The sequence below is a fragment of the Nonomuraea jabiensis genome (assembly GCF_014204795.1).
GTDB classification, from domain to species: domain Bacteria; phylum Actinomycetota; class Actinomycetes; order Streptosporangiales; family Streptosporangiaceae; genus Nonomuraea; species Nonomuraea jabiensis.
On the sequence record NZ_JACHMB010000001.1, the window covers coordinates 11479493 to 11497427 of the forward strand.

A 17935-nucleotide genomic window follows, 5' to 3' on the forward strand; every position below is an offset into this window, starting at 1 on the left:
GCGCTAGCCGCCCGCGCGTTCCCCGGCCCCGTCGATCCGCTCGGCGATCCGCTCGGCGCTCCACAGCCGCCGCATCTCCGGGCAGCTCTCCAGCAGCTCGCCGAGCCGCCCGCGCCCGGCGACCCGGCCGCGATCGAGCACGACGATCTGGTCGGCGCGTTCGAGCGCGGCCTGCCGGTGGGAGACGACCAGCAGGGTGCCGTGGCCGGCGATCCGCTCCCACAGCAGCCGCTCGGTCTCGACGTCGAGCGCGGACGACAGGTCGTCCACGACCAGCAGGTCCGGGTCGCGGACGAGGGCGCGGGCGGCGGTGGCCCGCTGCACCTGCCCGCCGGACAGCCGCACCCCGCGCGGCCCCACCACCGTGTCGAGCCCGTCGGGCATCGCGGCCAGGTCCGGCTCGAACGCGGCCAGCTCCAGCGCCCGCCCGATCTCGGCGTCGGTCGCGGGCCGGCCGAGGAGCAGGTTCTCGCGCAGGGTCTCGGAGAACAGCCTCGGGACCTGGCTCGCGTACGCCACCCGGCCGGGGACGAGGAACGTGCCCGGGTCGCCGACGGGCACGCCGTTCCACGAGATCGTGCCCTCCTCCAGCGGCAGCAGGCCGAGCAGGGCGCGTACCAGGGTGGTCTTGCCCGCGCCGACCGCGCCCGTGACGACCGTGAACGAGCCGCGCTCGACGCGCAGGTCGATCCCCCGCAGCCCGCCCGCGCTCAGCCCGCGGACCTCCAGCACCCGGAGCGGGGCCGGGTGCGGGGGCACGGCCGCGACGGCCGGCGGGTCGCGGCGCAGCCAGACGTCGGCGCCGCGCGACAGGTCGTCGGCGCTCTCGTGCGGCGCCATCAGCCGGGTGAGCCGGTCAGTGGCGACCGCCGCCTGCGGCAGGCGGTAGAGGACGGTGCCGATCGACCGGGGAAGGGCCGTCAGCCAGCCAACGTAGCTGGTGAACAGCGCCAGGTCGCCCACCGTGAACTCGCCGCCGCGCATCGCGGGGGCGGCCAGGAGCAGGACGAGCCCGATGCTGAGTTCGACGGTCGCGCCGGTCGTGGCGTCCAGCAGGTCGGTGGCCAGGCGGTCCTTGACGGCGGCCGCGCGCCGCCGCCGGTTGTGCTCGCGCAGCCGCTCCAGCGCCGCCTCCTCGGCTCCGGCGGTCTTGATCGCGAGCACGCCGCCGAAGATCTCGCCCACGTACGCCGTGACGGCCGCGCCGAGCGTCCTGGCCCGCTGGTGCAGCCGCCCGATGGTCTGCCGCATGAGCCTGCTGAGCACGCCGATCGCGACCATCGGCAGCACCAGCGCCAGCGTGACGACCGGATCGACGGACGCCATGATCGCCAGCGCGGCGGCGGCGAAGAGCGCCGTCCCGGCCAGGCTGACGCTCTCGTCGGTGAAGTCGACCGCGTCGGCCACGTCGTCCCGCAGGCGGGCGACGGACTCGCCGGGCGAGTGCGGCAGCCGGGCCGCGGCGGGGCCGCGGGCGGTCAGGAGGGAGCGCAGGGTGTTGGCCCGCAGCAGGGTGGCCGCCGCGGCCCACCAGTAGACCCCGTACGTCCACGCGATGACGATCATCAGGCCCCGGGCGACCTCCACGCCCACGAACGCCGCGCACAACCACAGCGCCCAGCCCGGGTCGCCGCCCAGCCCGTCGAAGATCCGCTGCAGGACCAGCCCGCTCGCCAGCGGGATCACGTGGACGGGCAGCCAGAGCAGCGCGCCGATGAGGTACCGGCGGAAGTCGAACGTGGCCAGCCGGGTGGCCACCAGCATGACCGGCTTCACCGGCTCACCCCCGCCAGGTCGAGCAGGCGCCCGAACCTGCTGCCGGGGTCGGCGGCGAGGTCGGCGCGGCGGCCGTACTCGACGATCTTGCCGTGGTCGAGCACGGCGATCTTGTCCACGCGTGACAGCGAGGACAGGCGGTGCGCGATGATCACGCCGGTCCGGCCGGCGAGCAGGCGGTCGATGCTCTGCTCGATGCGGCGTTCGGTGGCGGGGTCGAGCCTGCTGGACGCCTCGTCGAGCACGACGAGCCCGGGGTCGGCCAGGAAGGCGCGGGCGAACGCGATGAGCTGCGCCTCCCCCGCCGACACCGCGCGCAGCTCGGTGTCGAGCCCGTCGGGCAGTCCGGCCAGCCAGTCGCCCAGCCCGACGCCGTGGAGGACCTCCCGCAGCCGCCCGTCCCCCGGGGACGGCCGGAAGAGCGTCAGGTTGTCGCGCAGGCTCGCCGCGAAGAGCTGCACGTCCTGCGTGACCACGCCGATCCGCGTCCGCAGGGACGCCTGGCCGGCCTCGCGCAGGTCCAGCCCGCCGACCCGGACGGCGCCCTCGGTCGGGTCGTACAGGCGCAGCGCCAGGCGGGCGAGCGTGGTCTTGCCGCTGCCGGTGCGCCCCACCAGGCCGAGCGTCTCGCCGGGGGCCAGCGTGAGGGTGACGCCCGACAGCACCTGCTCGTCGTCGCCGGGGTAGGCGAAGCCGACGCCCTCCAGGCGCAGGCCGAGCGGGCCGGTCGCGGGCAGGCTCCGGGTGCCCTCGGGCAGCGTGGGCCGCTCGGCCAGCAGGTCCGCGATGCGGGTCAGGCCGGCCAGCGCCGCCTGGTACTGCCGGATCTGGTCGATGAGCCGCTCGAACGGCGTCCGTACCATCAGCGTGTACTGGAAGATCAGCACGGCGGTGCCGACCGTGAGCGTCCCCGACCGCAGCGCCCAGGCGGCGAGCCCGAGCATGATCGCGGTGCCCGCGGCGAACGCCACCGACGTGCCCGCCAGCAGCGTGGTCCCGATGCGCGCGTCCCTGACCTCGGCGCGGTAGAGGGCGGCGCTGACCTGGTGGAATCGGCGTACGGTGTGCTCGCCCGCGCCGTTGGCCCGCAGGTCCTCGGCGCCGGCCAGCCGCTCCTCCAGCATGCCGAACAGCCGCGCGCTGGCCGCGCGTGACCGGGCGGCGGCCGGCACGGCCAGCCGCTGGGCGCGCGCCATGCCCCACCCGATGAGCAGGCAGTAGGCCAGCAGCGCGCAGCCGATGCGCCAGTCGACGCCGAACACGATGACGACCACCCCGGCCAGGAGCAGCGCGCTGGCCACGACGTCCATGAGGAACGCGACGACGAAGTCGGCCACGGCCACGACGTCGCCGTCCACGCGTTCGATCATCTCGCCGGGCGTGTGCCGGCCGTGGAAGGCCAGGTCGAGGCCGAGTGCGTGCCGGGCGAGGCGCTCGCGCAGGCGGTTGGTGCCGTCCCAGGCCAGGCGGCCGGCCAGCCACGCGGCGACCAGCCGGGCGGCCTGGCCGGCGACGGCCAGCGCCAGGTAGGCGACGGCGATCAGGGTCAGGTGCCTGATGCTCGCGCCGCCGATCGCGTCGTCCACGAAGCGGCGGGTGATCTGCGGCGCCGCCAGCGGCAGCGCGGTGGTGGCGGCGATGGCCGCGACGAGCGCGGCGCTCTGGCGGGGTCCTGGGCGCAGCAGCCGCAGGACGGAGGTGCTATGCGGGGAAATCCCCTGGTCGAATGATCTCGATGACAAACGTCATGCCCTTTGGATAGGAGGTCTCGTTGCTCTGGCGGGACACGAACGTCGTCCTCATCGCCGGCCTCCTTGATCCGATGGGCGCGCTCCACGGAGTACAGCAGCCCCGCACGCGCCGGGGCAACCGAATTACTCGCTCCGCCTCAGCACCCCGGCCCGCGCCAGCCCGGCGGTCAGCCGCCCGGGCGGCAGCCCGGGAAGCCGCTCCAGCCACTCCTTGATCATGCGGGTGACCTCGTAGGCCCGCATCGTGCCGGGCGCGTCGAACTCCACCCACCTGACCAGGTCGTCCCCCGCCCCTGGCGGGAAGCGCACGCTCTGCCCGGCCCACTCCGAGCGGATCGCCATCCGGTACGGCCGCAGCCCGGCCAGCCGGACCCCGCCGGCCCCCGCCGCCAGCAGCTCGACGGACTCCCCCGCGGCGCCCGCGGCCACGCCGGGCGCGCCCAGCACCAGCTCGCACGTCACCGGCACGCCCGGCGGGATCGCGGCCAGCAGCCGCCGCAGGTCCACGGTCCACCCGTTCAGGCCGGTCACGGCGGCCAGGAAGTCGATCCGCGTCACGGCGATCGTCAGGCCGCGGCAGCGGGCCAGGACGTCGCCGGGGAAGGCGGCCACCCGCTCGGCGTCCAGCCATCCGGCCCACGGCCCGCCCGCGGGAGGGCGGAACGCCCCGGTCACCCAGCGCACCTGCTTCCCCGGCCGGGTGTCCGAGGCGTCCCGCGACCGTGCCCCTCCAACGGGCCCGGCGTCCGTGTCCTTCCCCTTGCCGGCGCGCCACGGGGGGCGGATCACCCGTTCGGGCGACCACGCCGAGAACGCGGCCCCGGCCAGCTCCGGCACGCGCCGCAGCGCCGCGCCGTGCTCGGCCACGAGCCGCCCGCACAGCGTCACCCGCTCCGCCCCCAGCGCTCCCACCAGCGCGAACGCCGCGGGAAGCCGCCGGGCGGCGTCCAGCGCGACGTGGGCCCGCCGCCCGCCGGCGACCTGCGCGGCCAGCTCGACCTCGGGCCGGAACACCTCGCACCGCCCGGCCGCGCCGAGCACGTCCCTGCTGCTCTGCATGCTGCCCTCGGCCAGCTCCAGGTCGCCGATGCTGAGCCGGACCGCGGGGTCGGCCGCCAGCCGCAGCGCCGTGCCCACCGCCCTGAGGCGGGCGTCGTCGAACGCCTGCCGTTCCAGGACGGCCGCCGCCGCCCGTTCGAGCAGCGCCGCGAGCGGCCCGCCGTCGAGCCGTTCGGCGGCGGCCCGCAGCCGGGACGGGTCGGCCAGGCGTTCGACGACGTGGTCGTTGAGGTCGAGCACCTCGGCTCCGGGAGGCGGCACGACCTCGGTGGTGAAGTCGGTCAGCGGCGGGACGACGAGCAGCTCCATCAGCGTCGCTCCCCCTGCCACGGGTACGGGTGCGCCGCCCGCGCGCCCGGGGCCACCGGGCCGGCCACCCGCGAGCACGAATCCGCGCGCACGTCCGCCGGCCCCGGGTAGCGGGCGACGGCCCGCGAGCGCGCCGCAGGGGAGCAGATGTCGGCCGCCTCCGAGGTCGGCCACGGCGCCGGGGAGCAGGTGTCGGCCGCATCCGGTGTCGGCCGGGGCGCCGGGGAGCAGGTGTCGGTCGTATCCGGTGCCGGCCGGGGCGCCGGGCGGCCGCCGGCCGGGCGCAGGTAGACGCAGCGCAGCTCGGCGGCGAACCGGAGCCCGCCGTCGCGCAGCCAGCACTCCTCCGGCCCCGGCAGGGTCTCCGTCAGCGTGAGCCGCTCGGCCGTGGCCGCCAGCCGAGCCAGCCCCTCGACGAGCGCGGGCGAGCGGGTGTCCACGTGGATCGGCCGGCGTTCGCGGGCGGAGGCGGCGAAGAACGTCACGGGCAGGTCGTGCGTCTCCCGCAGCCGCGCCATCGCGACCAGCAGCTCGCGGTCCCCGGCCGCCTGCCCGAGCGCGTCGAACGACGCCCGGCCCACGCGCCAGGCGCGCCGCGAGATGACCACGTTGTCCCAGGTCAGCCGGGGCACCCGGGACAGGTGCCGCAGGTCCGGCCGGCGCACCCTGGGCAGGGCGAGCGCCGTGTGCAGCGCGGTGTCGTCGTGCTCGCCGTTGTGCAGCAGCAGCGGCCCGTCCACCCCCTTGGCCCGCAGGACGGCCCGGCGCCCGTCGCTGTGCACGTACAGCTCGTCGAGCCCGATCCGGCGCCGCCCGCCGTCGGCCGTCACGCCGCCCAGCTCCAGCACCGGCCCGGGGAACTCCAGCGGCGGCCGGCCGGTGGCGCGGCGCGAGATGACGTTGAGCGCGGTGTGGCCGCCGAGCGCCCGCTCGATCGCCGCGTCCCGCTCGGCGACGAGCGCGGCGCCGTCGGGGTGGAACTGCAGGGCCCACGGCGTCAGCAGCGCGACGTCGTGGAGGTCGCCGAGGACCAGCGGGGTCAGCCCCGGCTCGTACGCCTCCAGCGACGGCGCGGCCACCATGACGTCGGCCGAGCAGAGGACAGGCGCGGCCGGCGGCTCGGGGTCGTCCAGCAGGCCCGCGAGGTCGACGGTGGCGGCGCCGGGCGGGGCGGCGCGCACGATCGCGGCGATCCGCTCGGCGAGGCGGTCGCCGTAGCGGATCTCCAGGTCGCCGGTCGCCCCCAGCACCTCGGCCAGCCCGAACGTGCCCGTGCCGAGCCGGGCGGCGAGCAGCCGGTTGGTGCGCCGCCTGGTCAGCTCGGCGTCGGCGGCGAGCAGGTCGAGCACCTGGGGCACGCGGCCTTCCAGGTCGGCCGCCAGCCCCGCGCCGACGGTCACCCGGAGCGTGCCGGCCGCCGCCTCGTGCACGGCCACGCGGTCGTCGCCGGGCCGGTCGTCGTGCGCCCGCCCGCCGCCGGCCAGCGTCTCGATCCGCCGCTGCAGGGCCAGCTTCACGTCGGGAGAGGCGGCGGGATACTGGGCGAGCAGCTCGGTGATCTCCCGCACACGCCGCCCCACCGGCAGATCGCCACCCGGGCGGTGGGCATCCGAGCGGGGGGCGTCCGAGCGGTGGGCATCCGAGCGGGCGGCGTCGGGGCGGGCGGCGCCGGGGCGGTGGGCATCCGGGCGGTGGGTGTCAGGGTGGGCGGAGTCCTGGTGGGGGGTTTCGGCGGGGAGGCGTTCGCGGAGCCGGGAGAGCGGGTCCGCGGCCGTGGCCGGCGGGCAGAGGTCGTGGGTGAGCAGCCCGCGGCGCACCGCCACCGCCAGGGCCGCGGCGGCCTGCTCCAACGCCGTCCCCGACTCGGCGGCGATCTCGGCCAGCGTCCGGCTCCCGTCGCACAGCGCGAGGAACGGCGCCGCGTCGGGCACGGCGTCCGGCACCGCGCCCGTCCAGGTCCGGCGGCGCGGCACCAGCCCCGCCACGAGCGCGGGGTCGGCCAGGACGCGCTGCTGGAGCGACTCGCCCACCCAGTCGGCCGGGTACGCGACCCGCCGCGGGTGCACCCGGTGGCCCGACCACGTGTGGCCGCAGGCCGCCGCGGGCTCGACGCGGCCGTGGTCGAGCGGCCCGAAGCTGCACGTGGCGCAGAGCCCCTGCAGGACCGAGCCGACCAGGCGCCGCAGCCGGCCGCCCTTGGCGGCGCCGCGCCGCAGGTCGCGGTAGAGGCCGGGCGCCGAGCGCACGAGGGCGTCGAGGAAGCGCTCGTCGGCCGCGATCCCGGCCACGGCCGCGCGGGCGAGCGCCGCGTCGGCGGCCGTCGTGCCCGCCAGGGCGAGCCGGGCGTCCTCCAGCGACCCGGTCACCTCGTTCCAGGCGGCGAGCCAGCCGGCGGGCGCGGGCGTGTCGCCCGGGAGCGGGCGCAGGTCGCGCAGGCGGCTGCGCAGGCCACGCGGCAGCCGCCCGCCGCCCGTCCCGCGTGCGAGACGGTCCCCGCCTGGGGGTCGGGCGTCCCCGCGTGCGGGACGGGCGTCCCCGCCTGCGGCGCTGCGGACCGGGCGGGGGTCCTCGGTGCGGCGGGCCGGGGCCTCGGCGAGCAGGTCGAGCGCCCGCCGCTCCAGCCGGACGACCTCGGCGGCCGCCGCCGCGGCCCGCGGGTAGGCCAGGGATCGGACGAGCTCCCAGGCGAAGCCCGCGCTCCGGACGGTCACGGCCGGCAGCAAAGTCCAGTCCTGCTCGCTCACACGGGCCACCCCTTCTCGCACGGAATTGGCCTCAGCACGCCTTAACTCAAAATGCTTACAAGATCATCTTTGCTTGTCAATGAGACCGCCGATGAGAAATCAACGGGCCGCCCATAATGAATCCACCGTCCGCACCTGAAAATCCCGCCATAAGGTGCGGAGTCGTTTACTTCTGGTTTTCGTCCCCTTATCTTCCCAGTACAGGGGGCCAAGCCGGGTGCGACAGCACGAATTCGGCTGCTTTCTTCCAGACGTTCGAAAAAACCATCGTTACGCCGTTCCACGACGGGGGATGAAGGACTCGTGACGGATGGCGGGCGGCGCGAAGGGCCGAATCTCTCGACACCGGCGTTCGTCGCCGGGCTCGTCGTCATCACCGCGATGGTGGCCGCGCTCGACACCCTCTCGGGCGCGGCGGTGCGGCTGTTCCCGCTGCTGATCTTCCTCCCGGCGATCGTGGCCGGGCTGGGCACCGTGCGGCAGACGGTCGTCGCGTCGGCGTGGGTGGTCCTGGCGGCGCTGGGGATCACCACGTACCTGGGCGGCAAGCTGAACGACAACCTGCTGGCCGCCGGGTTCACGGCCGTGTTCGGCGCGCTGAGCGTCTTCGGCTGCGCCTACCGGGTGCGGCGCGAGGAGGAGGTGCACCGGCTGCGCTCGGCGGCGGCCGCCCTCCAGCAGCTGATCGTGCGCCCGCTGCCGCTGCGCACCGCCGACGTCGTCATCGACGGCCTCTACCAGCCGGTGGAGGAGGACACGATGGTGGGCGGCGACATGTACGAGGTCGCCGTCTCCCACCACGGCACCCGGGTGCTCATCGCCGACGTGCAGGGCAAGGGCCTGCCCGCCATCGGGACCGCGCTGGCCGTGCTGGGCTCGTTCCGGGAGGCGGCCTACCGGGAGGAGACGCTGGCCGGGGTCGTCGAGGCCATGGAGAACGCCGTGGCCAGGCAGAACACCTTCGCCGCCACCACCGGAGAGCCCGAGCGCCTGGTCACCGCCCTGGTGCTGGACATCGGCCGGGGGCTGGACGTCGAGGCGGTCAACTGCGGGCACATCGCCCCGTACATGATCCACCGCGGCGACGCCCGGCAGGTGAACCTCGGGGAGCCGTCCGTGCCGCTCGGCGTGGGCACGCTCGCCCCCGGGCCGCGCGGGGGCGCGCGGTTCGCGTTCCCGCCCGGCGCGGCGCTGGTGCTGTGCACCGACGGCGTCACCGAGGCCCGCGACCCCCGCGGCGCCTTCTACCCGCTGGAGGAGCGGCTGGAGGGCTGGGCCGGCGACCCTCCCGATCGGCTCGCCCAGGTGCTCGGCGAAGACCTCCGCGCGTTCACCAGGACCGCGCCGCGCGACGACATCGCGATCCTCACGCTGCGCCGGTCCGAGTCCTGACCTGCCGCGAGCCGGCTCGCGCCGGTCATGAACCGGTCGCTCCACCCACGCGTACCTACACACATCGGACATGTCCATGGAGGTGTCGTGGAGCTCAGCCTCTTGCGGGCACAGGCTCACAGCCCGTCGTATTTCTCGTTGATGCGTGCCTCGTCAGGGGAGCGCGCACCGGTTGACTTCTGCATCCCGTGCAATCCATATTTCCCGACCCCGGAGATCTTCGAGCATCTCGGGAGAAACCTGGAGACGATTCTCAAGTTCTATCCGAGCGACGCGGGCACGATCACCGCGGAGCTCTGCGCCACGCTCGGGCTCCACCCGAAGACGGTCGCCATGGGCAACGGCTCGACCGAGTTGATCACCTGGATCGATCACCTGCTGGTGCGCGAGAGCCTCGCGGTGCCCATCCCGACCTTCGGGCGCTGGACCGACCAGCCGCTGGAGACGGGCAAGCGGGTGGACATGTACCCGCTGCTGGAGAGCCGCAACTTCGCCCTCGACGTGCAGGACTACGTCTCGTTCATCCGCATGCGCGGCTCCCGGGTCGCGGTGATCTGCAACCCGAACAACCCCGACGGCGGCTACCTGCCCAAGCACGACGTGCTGCAGCTGCTGGACGAGCTCATCGACCTCGACCTGGTGATCGTGGACGAGTCGTTCGGCGACTTCGTGGACTGCGAGCCGGACGCCGGGCTGGCGGCGGAGGCCGCGGTCCGGCCGAACGTGATCGTGCTGCGCAGCCTGGGCAAGAACTTCGGCCTGCACGGCATCCGGTTCGGTTACATGGTCGCCAACCCGGCGCTGGCCGGGCGGGTGCGCGACGCGCTGCCCAAGTGGAACCTCAACTCGTTCGCCGAGGTCATCGTGTTCATGATGCGGCAGTTCATGGGCGAGTACCAGAACAGCCTGAGGCTGGTGGGCCAGGACAGGCGGGCCATGTTCCAGCAGCTCGGCACCATGCCGGGGCTGTCGGTGTTCGCGTCGCAGGGCAACTTCCTGCTGATCAAGCTGCCGCCCGGCTACGACGGGGTGGGGCTGCGCGACCACCTGCTCTCCGAGCACGGCGTCTATGTGCGCGAGTGCGGCAACAAGCTGGGCACGACCAGCCAGTTCATCCGCCTGGTCGTACGGCCGCAGGACGACGTGCGGCGGCTGCTCATCGGCATGACGCAGTACCTGTACTCCGGCAGCCTGCACGAGATCCCCGTCATCGGGGTGCACCACCGGCACGTGAACCCGCTGTCTGCCTGAGATGCCGCCGGCCTGAGATGCCGCCGGCCTGAGATTCCGCCCGGGCCCCCGGCAGCGCTCCGCAGGGGGTCCGGGCGGGCCCTGCTTACTCTCAGGGCTCACTCTCAGGGCTACTGCCGGTGGAGCCGGTAGCGCTTGGGCAGCTTGAACCCGCGCTCGGCCATGATCTGCCGCAGCCGGTCGGGGTAGTCGGTGATGATGCCGTCCACGCCGTCGTCGATGAGCTTGTTCAGCGTCGGCCCGTCGTCGATCGTCCACGGGATCACCTCGATGCCGAGGGCGTGGGCCTGGTCGACCATGTCCTTGGTGACGTACGCCTGGTAGCCGGGGTCGGTCACCTTGCCGTTCTGCGGGAACCCGTGCACCGGCGAGAACGCGTCCGCCCCGAACGACTTGACCGCCTTGAGCGGGTCGCCGCCGAAGTCGTCGATGTCGATGCCGCCCAGCCAGGGCGAGGCGCCCGGCTGTCCGGTCTGCAGGAAGTCGCGGTTGGTGAGCGCGACGAGCGGCAGCCGCGGCTCCAGCTCGCGCATCCGCATCAGGGCGCCCCAGTCGAAGCTCTGGATGGTGACCTGCCGCAGCATCCCGGCGCGCCGGATCTCCCGCAGCGTCACCTGCACGAACTGCTCCCTGGGCGCGGTCTCGCTCGGCGCCCCGGCCTCCACCTTGGTCTCGACGTTGAGCTTCACGCCCCACGCCCGGTACCGGCGTACGAGGTCGAACACCTCACGCAGCGTCGCCATGGGCGCCCCGGGCACCGCCCGCTGCCCCGGGAACTCGGCCAGCGTCCGCGACCCGCAGTCCATGGTCCTGACCTGCTGGAGGGTGAGGGTGTTGACGTACTTGCCGACGTACGGGAACTCGGGGTCCCCGGGCACGGCGGGCGCCGTGTCCTGGCACTTCCTGTCGCTGATCCGCCTGTCGTGCGTGACGACCGCCTGGCCGTCCTCGGTGATCTGCACGTCGAGCTCCAGCGTGCTGACGCCGAGCTCCAGCGCGTTCGCGAACGCGGGCAGGGTGCTCTCCACCACGAGCCCGAGCCCGCCCCGGTGGGCCTGGAGGTCGAACGCGGGCCGCCCGTCGGCGAGCGCCGCCTCGGGCGCGGCCGTCACCGTCACCGCCGCGGCCGCGAGGACCGCGAGCCATCTCTTCGTATTCACACGCGACAAGATCTGGCACGAGGGGGACGGCGGGGCGTACACGAGATGAGCGCGGGACGAAGCCTTCGCGATCAGGCGCCCTGCCCCTGGCGACGGTTAACCTGCCGACGCGTGGGCCCGAACAGCCTACACTGATCCGTATGCATACTCCCGATTGATCTGGCGTCGCACGCCCAATCCTCCGTTTCCTAGCTCGGGAGTGTTCCGCCAACATGATCATCGCCAGTGACATTGAGCTGCGCGCGGGCGCGCGGCTGCTTATCGAAAAAGCTTCGTTCCGGGTCAACCCGGGCGACAAGATAGGGCTCGTCGGGCGCAACGGCGCCGGCAAGACCACCCTCACCAAGGTGCTGGCGGGCGAGGGCCTGCCCGCCGCCGGCACCGTCACCACCAGCGGCAGCGTCGGCTACCTCCCCCAGGACCCGCGCACCGGCGACCTGGAGGTGCTCGCCCGCGACCGGATCCTGTCCGCGCGAGGTCTCGACGAGGTCCTGCGCAAGCTCCGCGAGGCCGAGCTCGGCATGTCCTCCGCCGACGACCGCACCCGGGAGAAGGCCGTCAGGAAGTACGGCAGGCTCGAGGACCAGATGCACGTGCTGGGCGGCTACGCGGCCGAGTCGGAGGCCGCGTCCATCGCCTCCAGCCTCGGGCTGCCCGATCGCGTGCTGTCGCAGCCGTTGCAAACGCTTTCCGGCGGTCAGCGCAGGCGCGTGGAATTGGCACGCATTCTTTTCAGCGGGGCGGAAACTCTCCTTCTCGACGAGCCGACAAACCACCTAGATGCCGACTCAATCGGGTGGCTTCGTGATTTTTTGCGTTCGCATCAAGGCGGCTTGGTGATCATCAGCCACGACGTCGGTCTTCTTGAAGCGACGGTCAACAAGGTCCTGCACCTGGACGCCAACCGCTCGGTGATCGATCACTACAACGTCGGCTGGAAGGCCTACCTCGCCCAGCGCGAGACCGACGAGAAGCGCAGGAAGCGCGAGCGCGCCAACGCCGAGAAACAGGCAGGTGCGCTGCTCGCGCAGGCCGACAAGATGCGCGCCAAGGCCACCAAGGCCAAGGCCGCGCAGGACATGATGCGGCGTGCGCACCGGTTGCTGTCGGGCACCGAGGAAGAGCGTAAAAGCGACAAAGTGGCGCGGTTGCGCTTCCCCGAGCCGCAGCCGTGCGGGCGCACCCCCCTCACGGCCGAGGGGCTGTCCAAGTCGTACGGCTCGCTGGAGGTCTTCACCGACGTCAGCGTGGCCATCGACCGAGGTCACAGGGTCGTCATCCTCGGCCTGAACGGCGCCGGCAAGACCACGCTGCTGCGCCTGCTCGGCGGCATCGAGACCCCCGACACGGGCGAGATCCGGCCCGGCCACGGCCTCAAGATCGGCTACTACGCCCAGGAGCACGAGACCCTCGACCCCGGCCGCACCCTGCTGGAGAACATGCAGTCGGCCGGGGGCCAGTTCACCGACACCGAGTTGCGCAAGGTGCTCGGCTCGTTCCTGTTCACGGGCGACGACGTCGACAAGCCCGCGGGGGTGCTGTCCGGTGGCGAGAAGACCCGGCTGGCGCTGGCGATCCTGGTGCTGTCGAGCGCCAACGTCCTCCTTCTCGACGAGCCCACGAACAACCTCGATCCGGTCAGCCGCGAGCAGGTTCTCAATGCGCTGAGGTCCTATTCAGGAGCAATCGTCCTAGTCACACATGACGAGGGTGCCGTTGACGCCCTGTCACCGGATAGGGTGATCTTGCTACCGGACGGAACTGAAGACGCATGGAGCGACGAATTTTCCGATCTTGTGGCACTTGCCTGATCTTAATTTGAGTGGGTACGGATCTTTTCCCGTGGAGTAGGTAGCCGATCCCGCTGAAATGACTGATCATGGCGGAGTAACGCTGCGGAAGTCCGGCACTACAGGAGGTACTCGTGGCCGAGACACTGAAGAAGGGCACCCGGGTCACCGGGGCCGACCGGGAAAAACTGGCCGGCGATCTCAAGAAGCGCTACGCCGCGGGCGAGAGCATCCGCGCCCTGGCCGCTTCGACCGGTCGGTCTTACGGGTTCATCCACCGCATCCTGAGCGAGTCCGGTGTGACTCTGCGCGGGCGCGGCGGGGCGACCCGAGGCAAGTCCAAGCGCTGACGGCCGCCTCGGAACGTGCGACCGCAGCCGCCCGTCCCTAGTCAGCCATACCGTCGCGCCCGGGCCAGAATCATATTCTGTAAGCTCGGGCGCGACGGTCAGCACACTGGGCGCGCACTCCTTGCGCGACCAGGACTGGAGGGAGCGGGCGATGGCGGAAGCGCAGGCGCGACAGCGCGGGGGGAATGCGGACGAGGTCTCCGTCACGGCGGAGCACGGAGTTCGCCTCGAGGTGGACGGTGAGATAGCGACGATCACGCTGGACCGGCCGGAAAAGCGGAACGCGCAGACGTTCGCGACATGGTCGGCGCTGGCTCGGATCGGCGAGAGCCTGCCCGAGCAGGTGCGCGTAGTCGTCGTGAAAGGTGAGGGACCGTCCTTCTCGGCAGGGATCGACCTGCGGATGTTCACACCTGAGGGGGTGCCCGGACAGGGCTCGTTCAGCTCGGCGGCCAAGAGCGACGACGCAACCTTCGAGCAGCGCATCAGCCAGGCACAGGCGGGGTTCCTGTGGCTGCGCCGCCCGGAGATCGTTTCCATCGCCGCAGTGCAGGGGCACGCGATCGGCGCGGGGTTCCAGCTCGCGCTCTCCTGCGACCTGCGGATCGTGGCCGATGATGTTTCCTTCTGCATGAAAGAGCCCGCACTGGGCCTGGTGCCCGACCTGACGGGGACCAAGCCCCTGGTCGAGCTGGTGGGCCTGGCCAAGGCGATCGACATCTGCCTGACTGCCAGGACCGTGCACGCGGACGAGGCCATGCGCATCGGCCTCGCGGAGAAAGTGGTCGCTCGGGGCGACCTGGATCAAGCCGTACGAGACAAGGTCGCGCAGCTGCTGGCCGTCAACCGGGACGCGGCGATCGCGACGAAGCGACTCCTCCAGGGGGCGCAGGGCCGCTCCCTGGAGGAGCAGTGTGCAGCCGAGGGGCTCGAACAGGCGGCCCGCATCAAGGCCCTCTTCGGCTGACCCGTCGGACGGCCGCTCGCCACCGCCGTCGCATCCGTCCCTTCGCGGGATGAGAGTCCCCGCGGGGGCGGAAGCGCGGGGCCGTGGCGGGCTCGGGCTCTCAGGCGGAGGAGCGGGCCGCGGGGCTGCCGGGCGGGGAACGTTGCGCGGCCGGGGCGCAGGGCCGTGGTCATTCGCCTCGGGCGGCCGCCCGCCACCACCGTCGCGGCAAGAGGCGCGAGAGCGGATGCTCGCCACCGCCGCCCCATCCGGGCGCACCCGCACCCTCATGTTCCCCAAAGGACGGACGTGACGACGGCGGCGAGCAGGCGGCCGACGCCGAAGTCGCGGTGGCCGGCGTGCCGAGGTGCGGTGCCCGCGAAGCCGCGTGCTTCCCGGCCCCCCGCGGCGGCGGCTGGCGAGCGTCCCGGACGCGCGGGCTGGCGAGCGTCCCGGACGCGCGGGCGGGCGAGCGCCCCGGACGGGCTGGCGAGCGCCCCCGACGGGCGGGTGAGCGGTAGGTTGGAAAGGCGGCGCCGGTGGGGTTTCGCGGTGAGCGGACGGGGGAATCGCCGGGCGCGGTGGCGGTGCTCTCTCCCGTGGAGGAGGAGGGATCCCCCGAATGGCGATGATGGGAGGGGGCTTCGGCCCCAACGTTATGGCGTCCCTGCGGCGCGACGGCTCGGTGACCAAGCAGCGGCTGCGGCCCGGCACCGTGCGGCGCATCGTGCGCTATGCCAGCCCGTACCGGACGCACATTGCCGCGTTCCTGCTGCTCGTCGTGGCGGGCGCGGTCATCGTGATCGCCAACCCGCTGCTGATGAAGGCGATCATCGACGACGGCATCCTGGCCAGGCGGCCGGGCGTCGTGGTCGGGCTGGCGGTGACGATCGGCGCGCTGGCGCTGGTGGACGCCGGGCTGACGCTGGTGCAGCGGTGGTTCTCGGCGCGCATCGGCGAAGGGCTGATCTACGACCTGCGCACCGAGGTGTTCGACCACGTGCAGCGCATGCCGGTGGCGTTCTTCATGCGGGCCCAGACCGGCGCGCTGGTCAGCAGGCTCAACACCGACGTGATCGGCGCGCAGCGGGCGCTGACGAGCACGCTGTCGTCCGTGGTCTCCAACGTGGTCAGCCTGATCCTGGTGCTGGGCGCGATGCTGGCGCTGTCGTGGCAGGTGACGCTGGTCGCGCTGGTGCTGCTGCCGATCTTCATCGTGCCCGCCAAGTTCGTCGGGCGGCGCATGTCGGCGCTGACGCGCGAGCAGATGCAGCTCGACGCCGAGATGAGCTCCGTGACCACCGAGCGGTTCAACGTGGCGGGCGCCATGGTGGCCAAGCTCTACGGCCGCCCGGAGGACGACGCGGAGGTGTTCGGCCGCAGGGCCGCCCGGGTGCGCGACGTTGGCGTGACGGTCGGCATGTACGGCACCGTCTTCCGGGTCGCGCTCGGGCTCGTCGCCGCGCTGGCCACCGCCCTGGTGTACGGCATCGGCGGCGTGCTGGCCGTCTCCGGCGTCTTCGAGCTCGGCACGCTGGTGGCCCTGGCCGCCCTCCTGATGCGCCTGTACGGCCCCCTCACGTCCCTGTCGAACGTGCACATCGACGTGATGACCGCGCTGGTGAGCTTCGACCGCGTCTTCGAGATCCTCGACCTCAAGCCCATGGTGGCCGAGCGGCCCGGCGCCCAGCCGATCCCCGGCGGGCCGGTCACGATCGAGTTCGACGACGTGCGCTTCCGCTACCCGGCCGCCGAGGAGGTCTCGCTGGCCTCGCTGGAGTCGGTCGCCAGGCAGGACAGCGGCCCGTCCTACCCCGTGCTCAAGGGCATCTCGTTCACGGCCGCGCCGGGCCGGCTGGTGGCCCTGGTCGGCCACTCGGGCGCGGGCAAGACGACCATCACGTCACTGGTGTCCCGCCTGTACGACGTCAACGAGGGCGCGGTCCGCATCAACGGGCTCGACGTGCGCGACGCCACCCTCGACTCCCTGCGCGACACCGTCGGAGTGGTCATGCAGGACGCTCATCTCTTCCATGACACGATCGGGGCCAACCTCCGTTATGCCAGGCCGGAGGCGAGCGACGAGGAGATCTGGGACGCTCTCAGGGCCGCGCAGATCGGCGAGCTCGTGGAGGGCCTGCCCGACCAGCTCGACACCGTCGTGGGCGACCGCGGCTACCGGCTGTCGGGCGGCGAGAAGCAGCGCCTCGCGCTGGCCCGGCTGCTGCTCAAGGCGCCGCGCGTGGTCGTGCTCGACGAGGCCACCGCCCACCTCGACTCGGAGTCCGAGGCGGCCGTGCAGGTGGCGCTGAAGACGGCGCTGGAGGGCCGCACCTCGCTGGTGATCGCGCACCGGCTCTCGACGATCAGGGAGGCCGACGAGATCCTGGTGATCCACGAGGGCCGCATCGCCGAGCGGGGCCGCCACGAGGAGCTGCTGGAGCGCGGCGGGCTCTACGCCGAGCTCTACCGCACCCAGTTCACCTCTTCAGGTAGCCCAGGCGCATGAGCTCCTCCCTGGCCACCTTCTCCACCAGCTCCAGATCGGGTCCCCGGAGCTTGGCGCGCCAGGCGCCGACCTTGGGGACACCGGTGTCGTACAGGACGACCTTGGACACCCGCGTCTCCACGAACTCCGCGAGCGTGGCGACCGACGGCGCCGGCTTGTGGATCAGGTCCTCGTAGCGCAGCGTCAGGAGCTGGTCCTCCGGCAGCGTCCTGCGCAGCTCGGCGCTCATGCGCACGGCGCTGCGCCAGCGCAGGGCGCTCTTGCCCGCCGCCGGCATGCCCTTCCACCGATCGAGGTGCTCGTCCTTGTTGACGCCGAGGAACGGGTTGGGGAACTCGGTCTGCTCCGACAGCATGACCGGCTTGAACCAGGCCAGGCACGCGGGGTCGTCGAGCATGCCGGCCACCACGTCCCTGCCGTCGCGGATGAGCTGCACGAACCGCGCGTCGGGGAACGCCTGGAGCAGCACGGGGGCGCTGTAGAGCAGGTCGGGGCTGCCGTCGCCGAACCTGGTGATGTCGCCGGCCGAGACGCAGGGACCGGTCCCCGTGACGCCGCCCGCCTCGCGGCACGACTGGGCGCACTGGCCGCACGACCGGGGCAGCACCTGCCACGACTCGGCGAGCGCGTCGCGCATGACGCGTACGGCGCCGGAGGTCTGGCCGATGGACGGCTTGCGGGCGAAGGCGTAGACCACGTGCGCCACATTCGCGCGGCCCATGGTCACATGGAAGCCGGGGGATCGTTTCAGGGCGCGGGCCAGCAGGTCCGTACCGGAATGCGGCGCTCCGATCAGGAAGACCGGCCGGCGGACCTTGATGCCGTTGACCACGAGGATGTGGGGCGGAAGTCGCATACGAGAGGTAAGTGTGGCACCGTTTGCCACGTGTACGAGCCA

12 protein-coding genes are annotated in these 17935 nt (G+C 72.9%); 6 read left to right on the plus strand and 6 right to left on the minus strand.

Annotation, left to right across the window (positions count from 1 at the left end; all coding sequences use genetic code 11):
• Positions 1-3: 3 nt before the first annotated feature.
• The 4 genes from HD596_RS52475 to HD596_RS52490 form a co-directional block, all read right to left on the minus strand.
• Positions 4-1776 carry an ABC transporter ATP-binding protein gene (locus HD596_RS52475; protein WP_221520010.1) on the minus strand — a complete coding sequence of 591 codons (1773 nt, stop codon included), beginning with the start codon at positions 1774-1776 and terminating at the stop codon, positions 4-6.
• Complete coding sequence (locus tag HD596_RS52480; RefSeq protein ID WP_221520011.1) at positions 1773-3518, minus strand: ABC transporter ATP-binding protein; 1746 nt, start codon at positions 3516-3518, stop codon at positions 1773-1775. The genes HD596_RS52475 and HD596_RS52480 overlap by 4 nt, the downstream gene beginning before the upstream one ends.
• Positions 3519-3650: 132 nt before the next feature.
• The gene (locus tag HD596_RS52485) at positions 3651-4895 is read right to left on the minus strand and encodes a hypothetical protein (RefSeq protein ID WP_185076933.1); all 1245 of its coding nucleotides are present in this window, start codon (positions 4893-4895) and stop codon (positions 3651-3653) included.
• Positions 4895-7639, minus strand: a complete 2745-nt coding sequence (locus HD596_RS52490) for a lantibiotic dehydratase (RefSeq protein WP_185076934.1) — start codon at positions 7637-7639, stop codon at positions 4895-4897. Before HD596_RS52490 ends, HD596_RS52485 begins: the two co-directional genes overlap by 1 nt.
• Positions 7640-7942: 303 nt before the next feature.
• Between HD596_RS52490 and HD596_RS52495 the strand changes: the two genes are divergently transcribed.
• Both HD596_RS52495 and HD596_RS52500 read left to right on the plus strand, forming a co-directional pair.
• Complete coding sequence (locus tag HD596_RS52495; RefSeq protein ID WP_313046874.1) at positions 7943-9031, plus strand: PP2C family protein-serine/threonine phosphatase; 1089 nt, start codon at positions 7943-7945, stop codon at positions 9029-9031.
• An 87-nt stretch (positions 9032-9118) separates the two neighbouring features.
• A complete protein-coding gene (locus HD596_RS52500) occupies positions 9119-10282 on the plus strand; it encodes a pyridoxal phosphate-dependent aminotransferase (protein ID WP_221520012.1) in 1164 nt (387 codons plus the stop codon).
• Between the two features lie 110 nt (positions 10283-10392).
• Here HD596_RS52500 and HD596_RS52505 read toward each other — a convergent pair whose 3' ends face one another.
• Positions 10393-11442 (minus strand): glycerophosphodiester phosphodiesterase family protein, encoded by a 1050-nt coding sequence (locus HD596_RS52505; RefSeq protein ID WP_185076936.1) that lies wholly within the window; start codon positions 11440-11442, stop codon positions 10393-10395.
• A gap of 212 nt (positions 11443-11654) precedes the next feature.
• On the opposite strand from HD596_RS52505, the gene HD596_RS52510 reads away from it, so the two are divergent.
• The 4 genes from HD596_RS52510 (at position 11655) to HD596_RS52525 (ending at position 17037) form a co-directional block, all read left to right on the plus strand.
• On the plus strand, positions 11655-13253 hold the full coding sequence (locus tag HD596_RS52510; RefSeq protein ID WP_185076937.1) for an ABC-F family ATP-binding cassette domain-containing protein: 1599 nt from the start codon (positions 11655-11657) through the stop codon (positions 13251-13253).
• A gap of 113 nt (positions 13254-13366) precedes the next feature.
• The gene (locus HD596_RS52515) at positions 13367-13582 is read left to right on the plus strand and encodes a helix-turn-helix domain-containing protein (protein ID WP_020547488.1); all 216 of its coding nucleotides are present in this window, start codon (positions 13367-13369) and stop codon (positions 13580-13582) included.
• Positions 13583-13733: 151 nt separating this feature from the next.
• A complete protein-coding gene (locus HD596_RS52520; protein ID WP_185079274.1) occupies positions 13734-14549 on the plus strand; it encodes an enoyl-CoA hydratase/isomerase family protein in 816 nt (271 codons plus the stop codon).
• A gap of 601 nt (positions 14550-15150) precedes the next feature.
• A complete protein-coding gene (locus tag HD596_RS52525; protein WP_185076938.1) occupies positions 15151-17037 on the plus strand; it encodes an ABC transporter ATP-binding protein in 1887 nt (628 codons plus the stop codon).
• Here the strand turns inward: HD596_RS52525 and HD596_RS52530 are convergent.
• Positions 17009-17893 (minus strand): sulfotransferase family protein, encoded by an 885-nt coding sequence (locus HD596_RS52530; RefSeq protein ID WP_185076939.1) that lies wholly within the window; start codon positions 17891-17893, stop codon positions 17009-17011. The genes HD596_RS52525 and HD596_RS52530 overlap by 29 nt on opposite strands.
• Positions 17894-17935 lie beyond the last annotated feature (42 nt).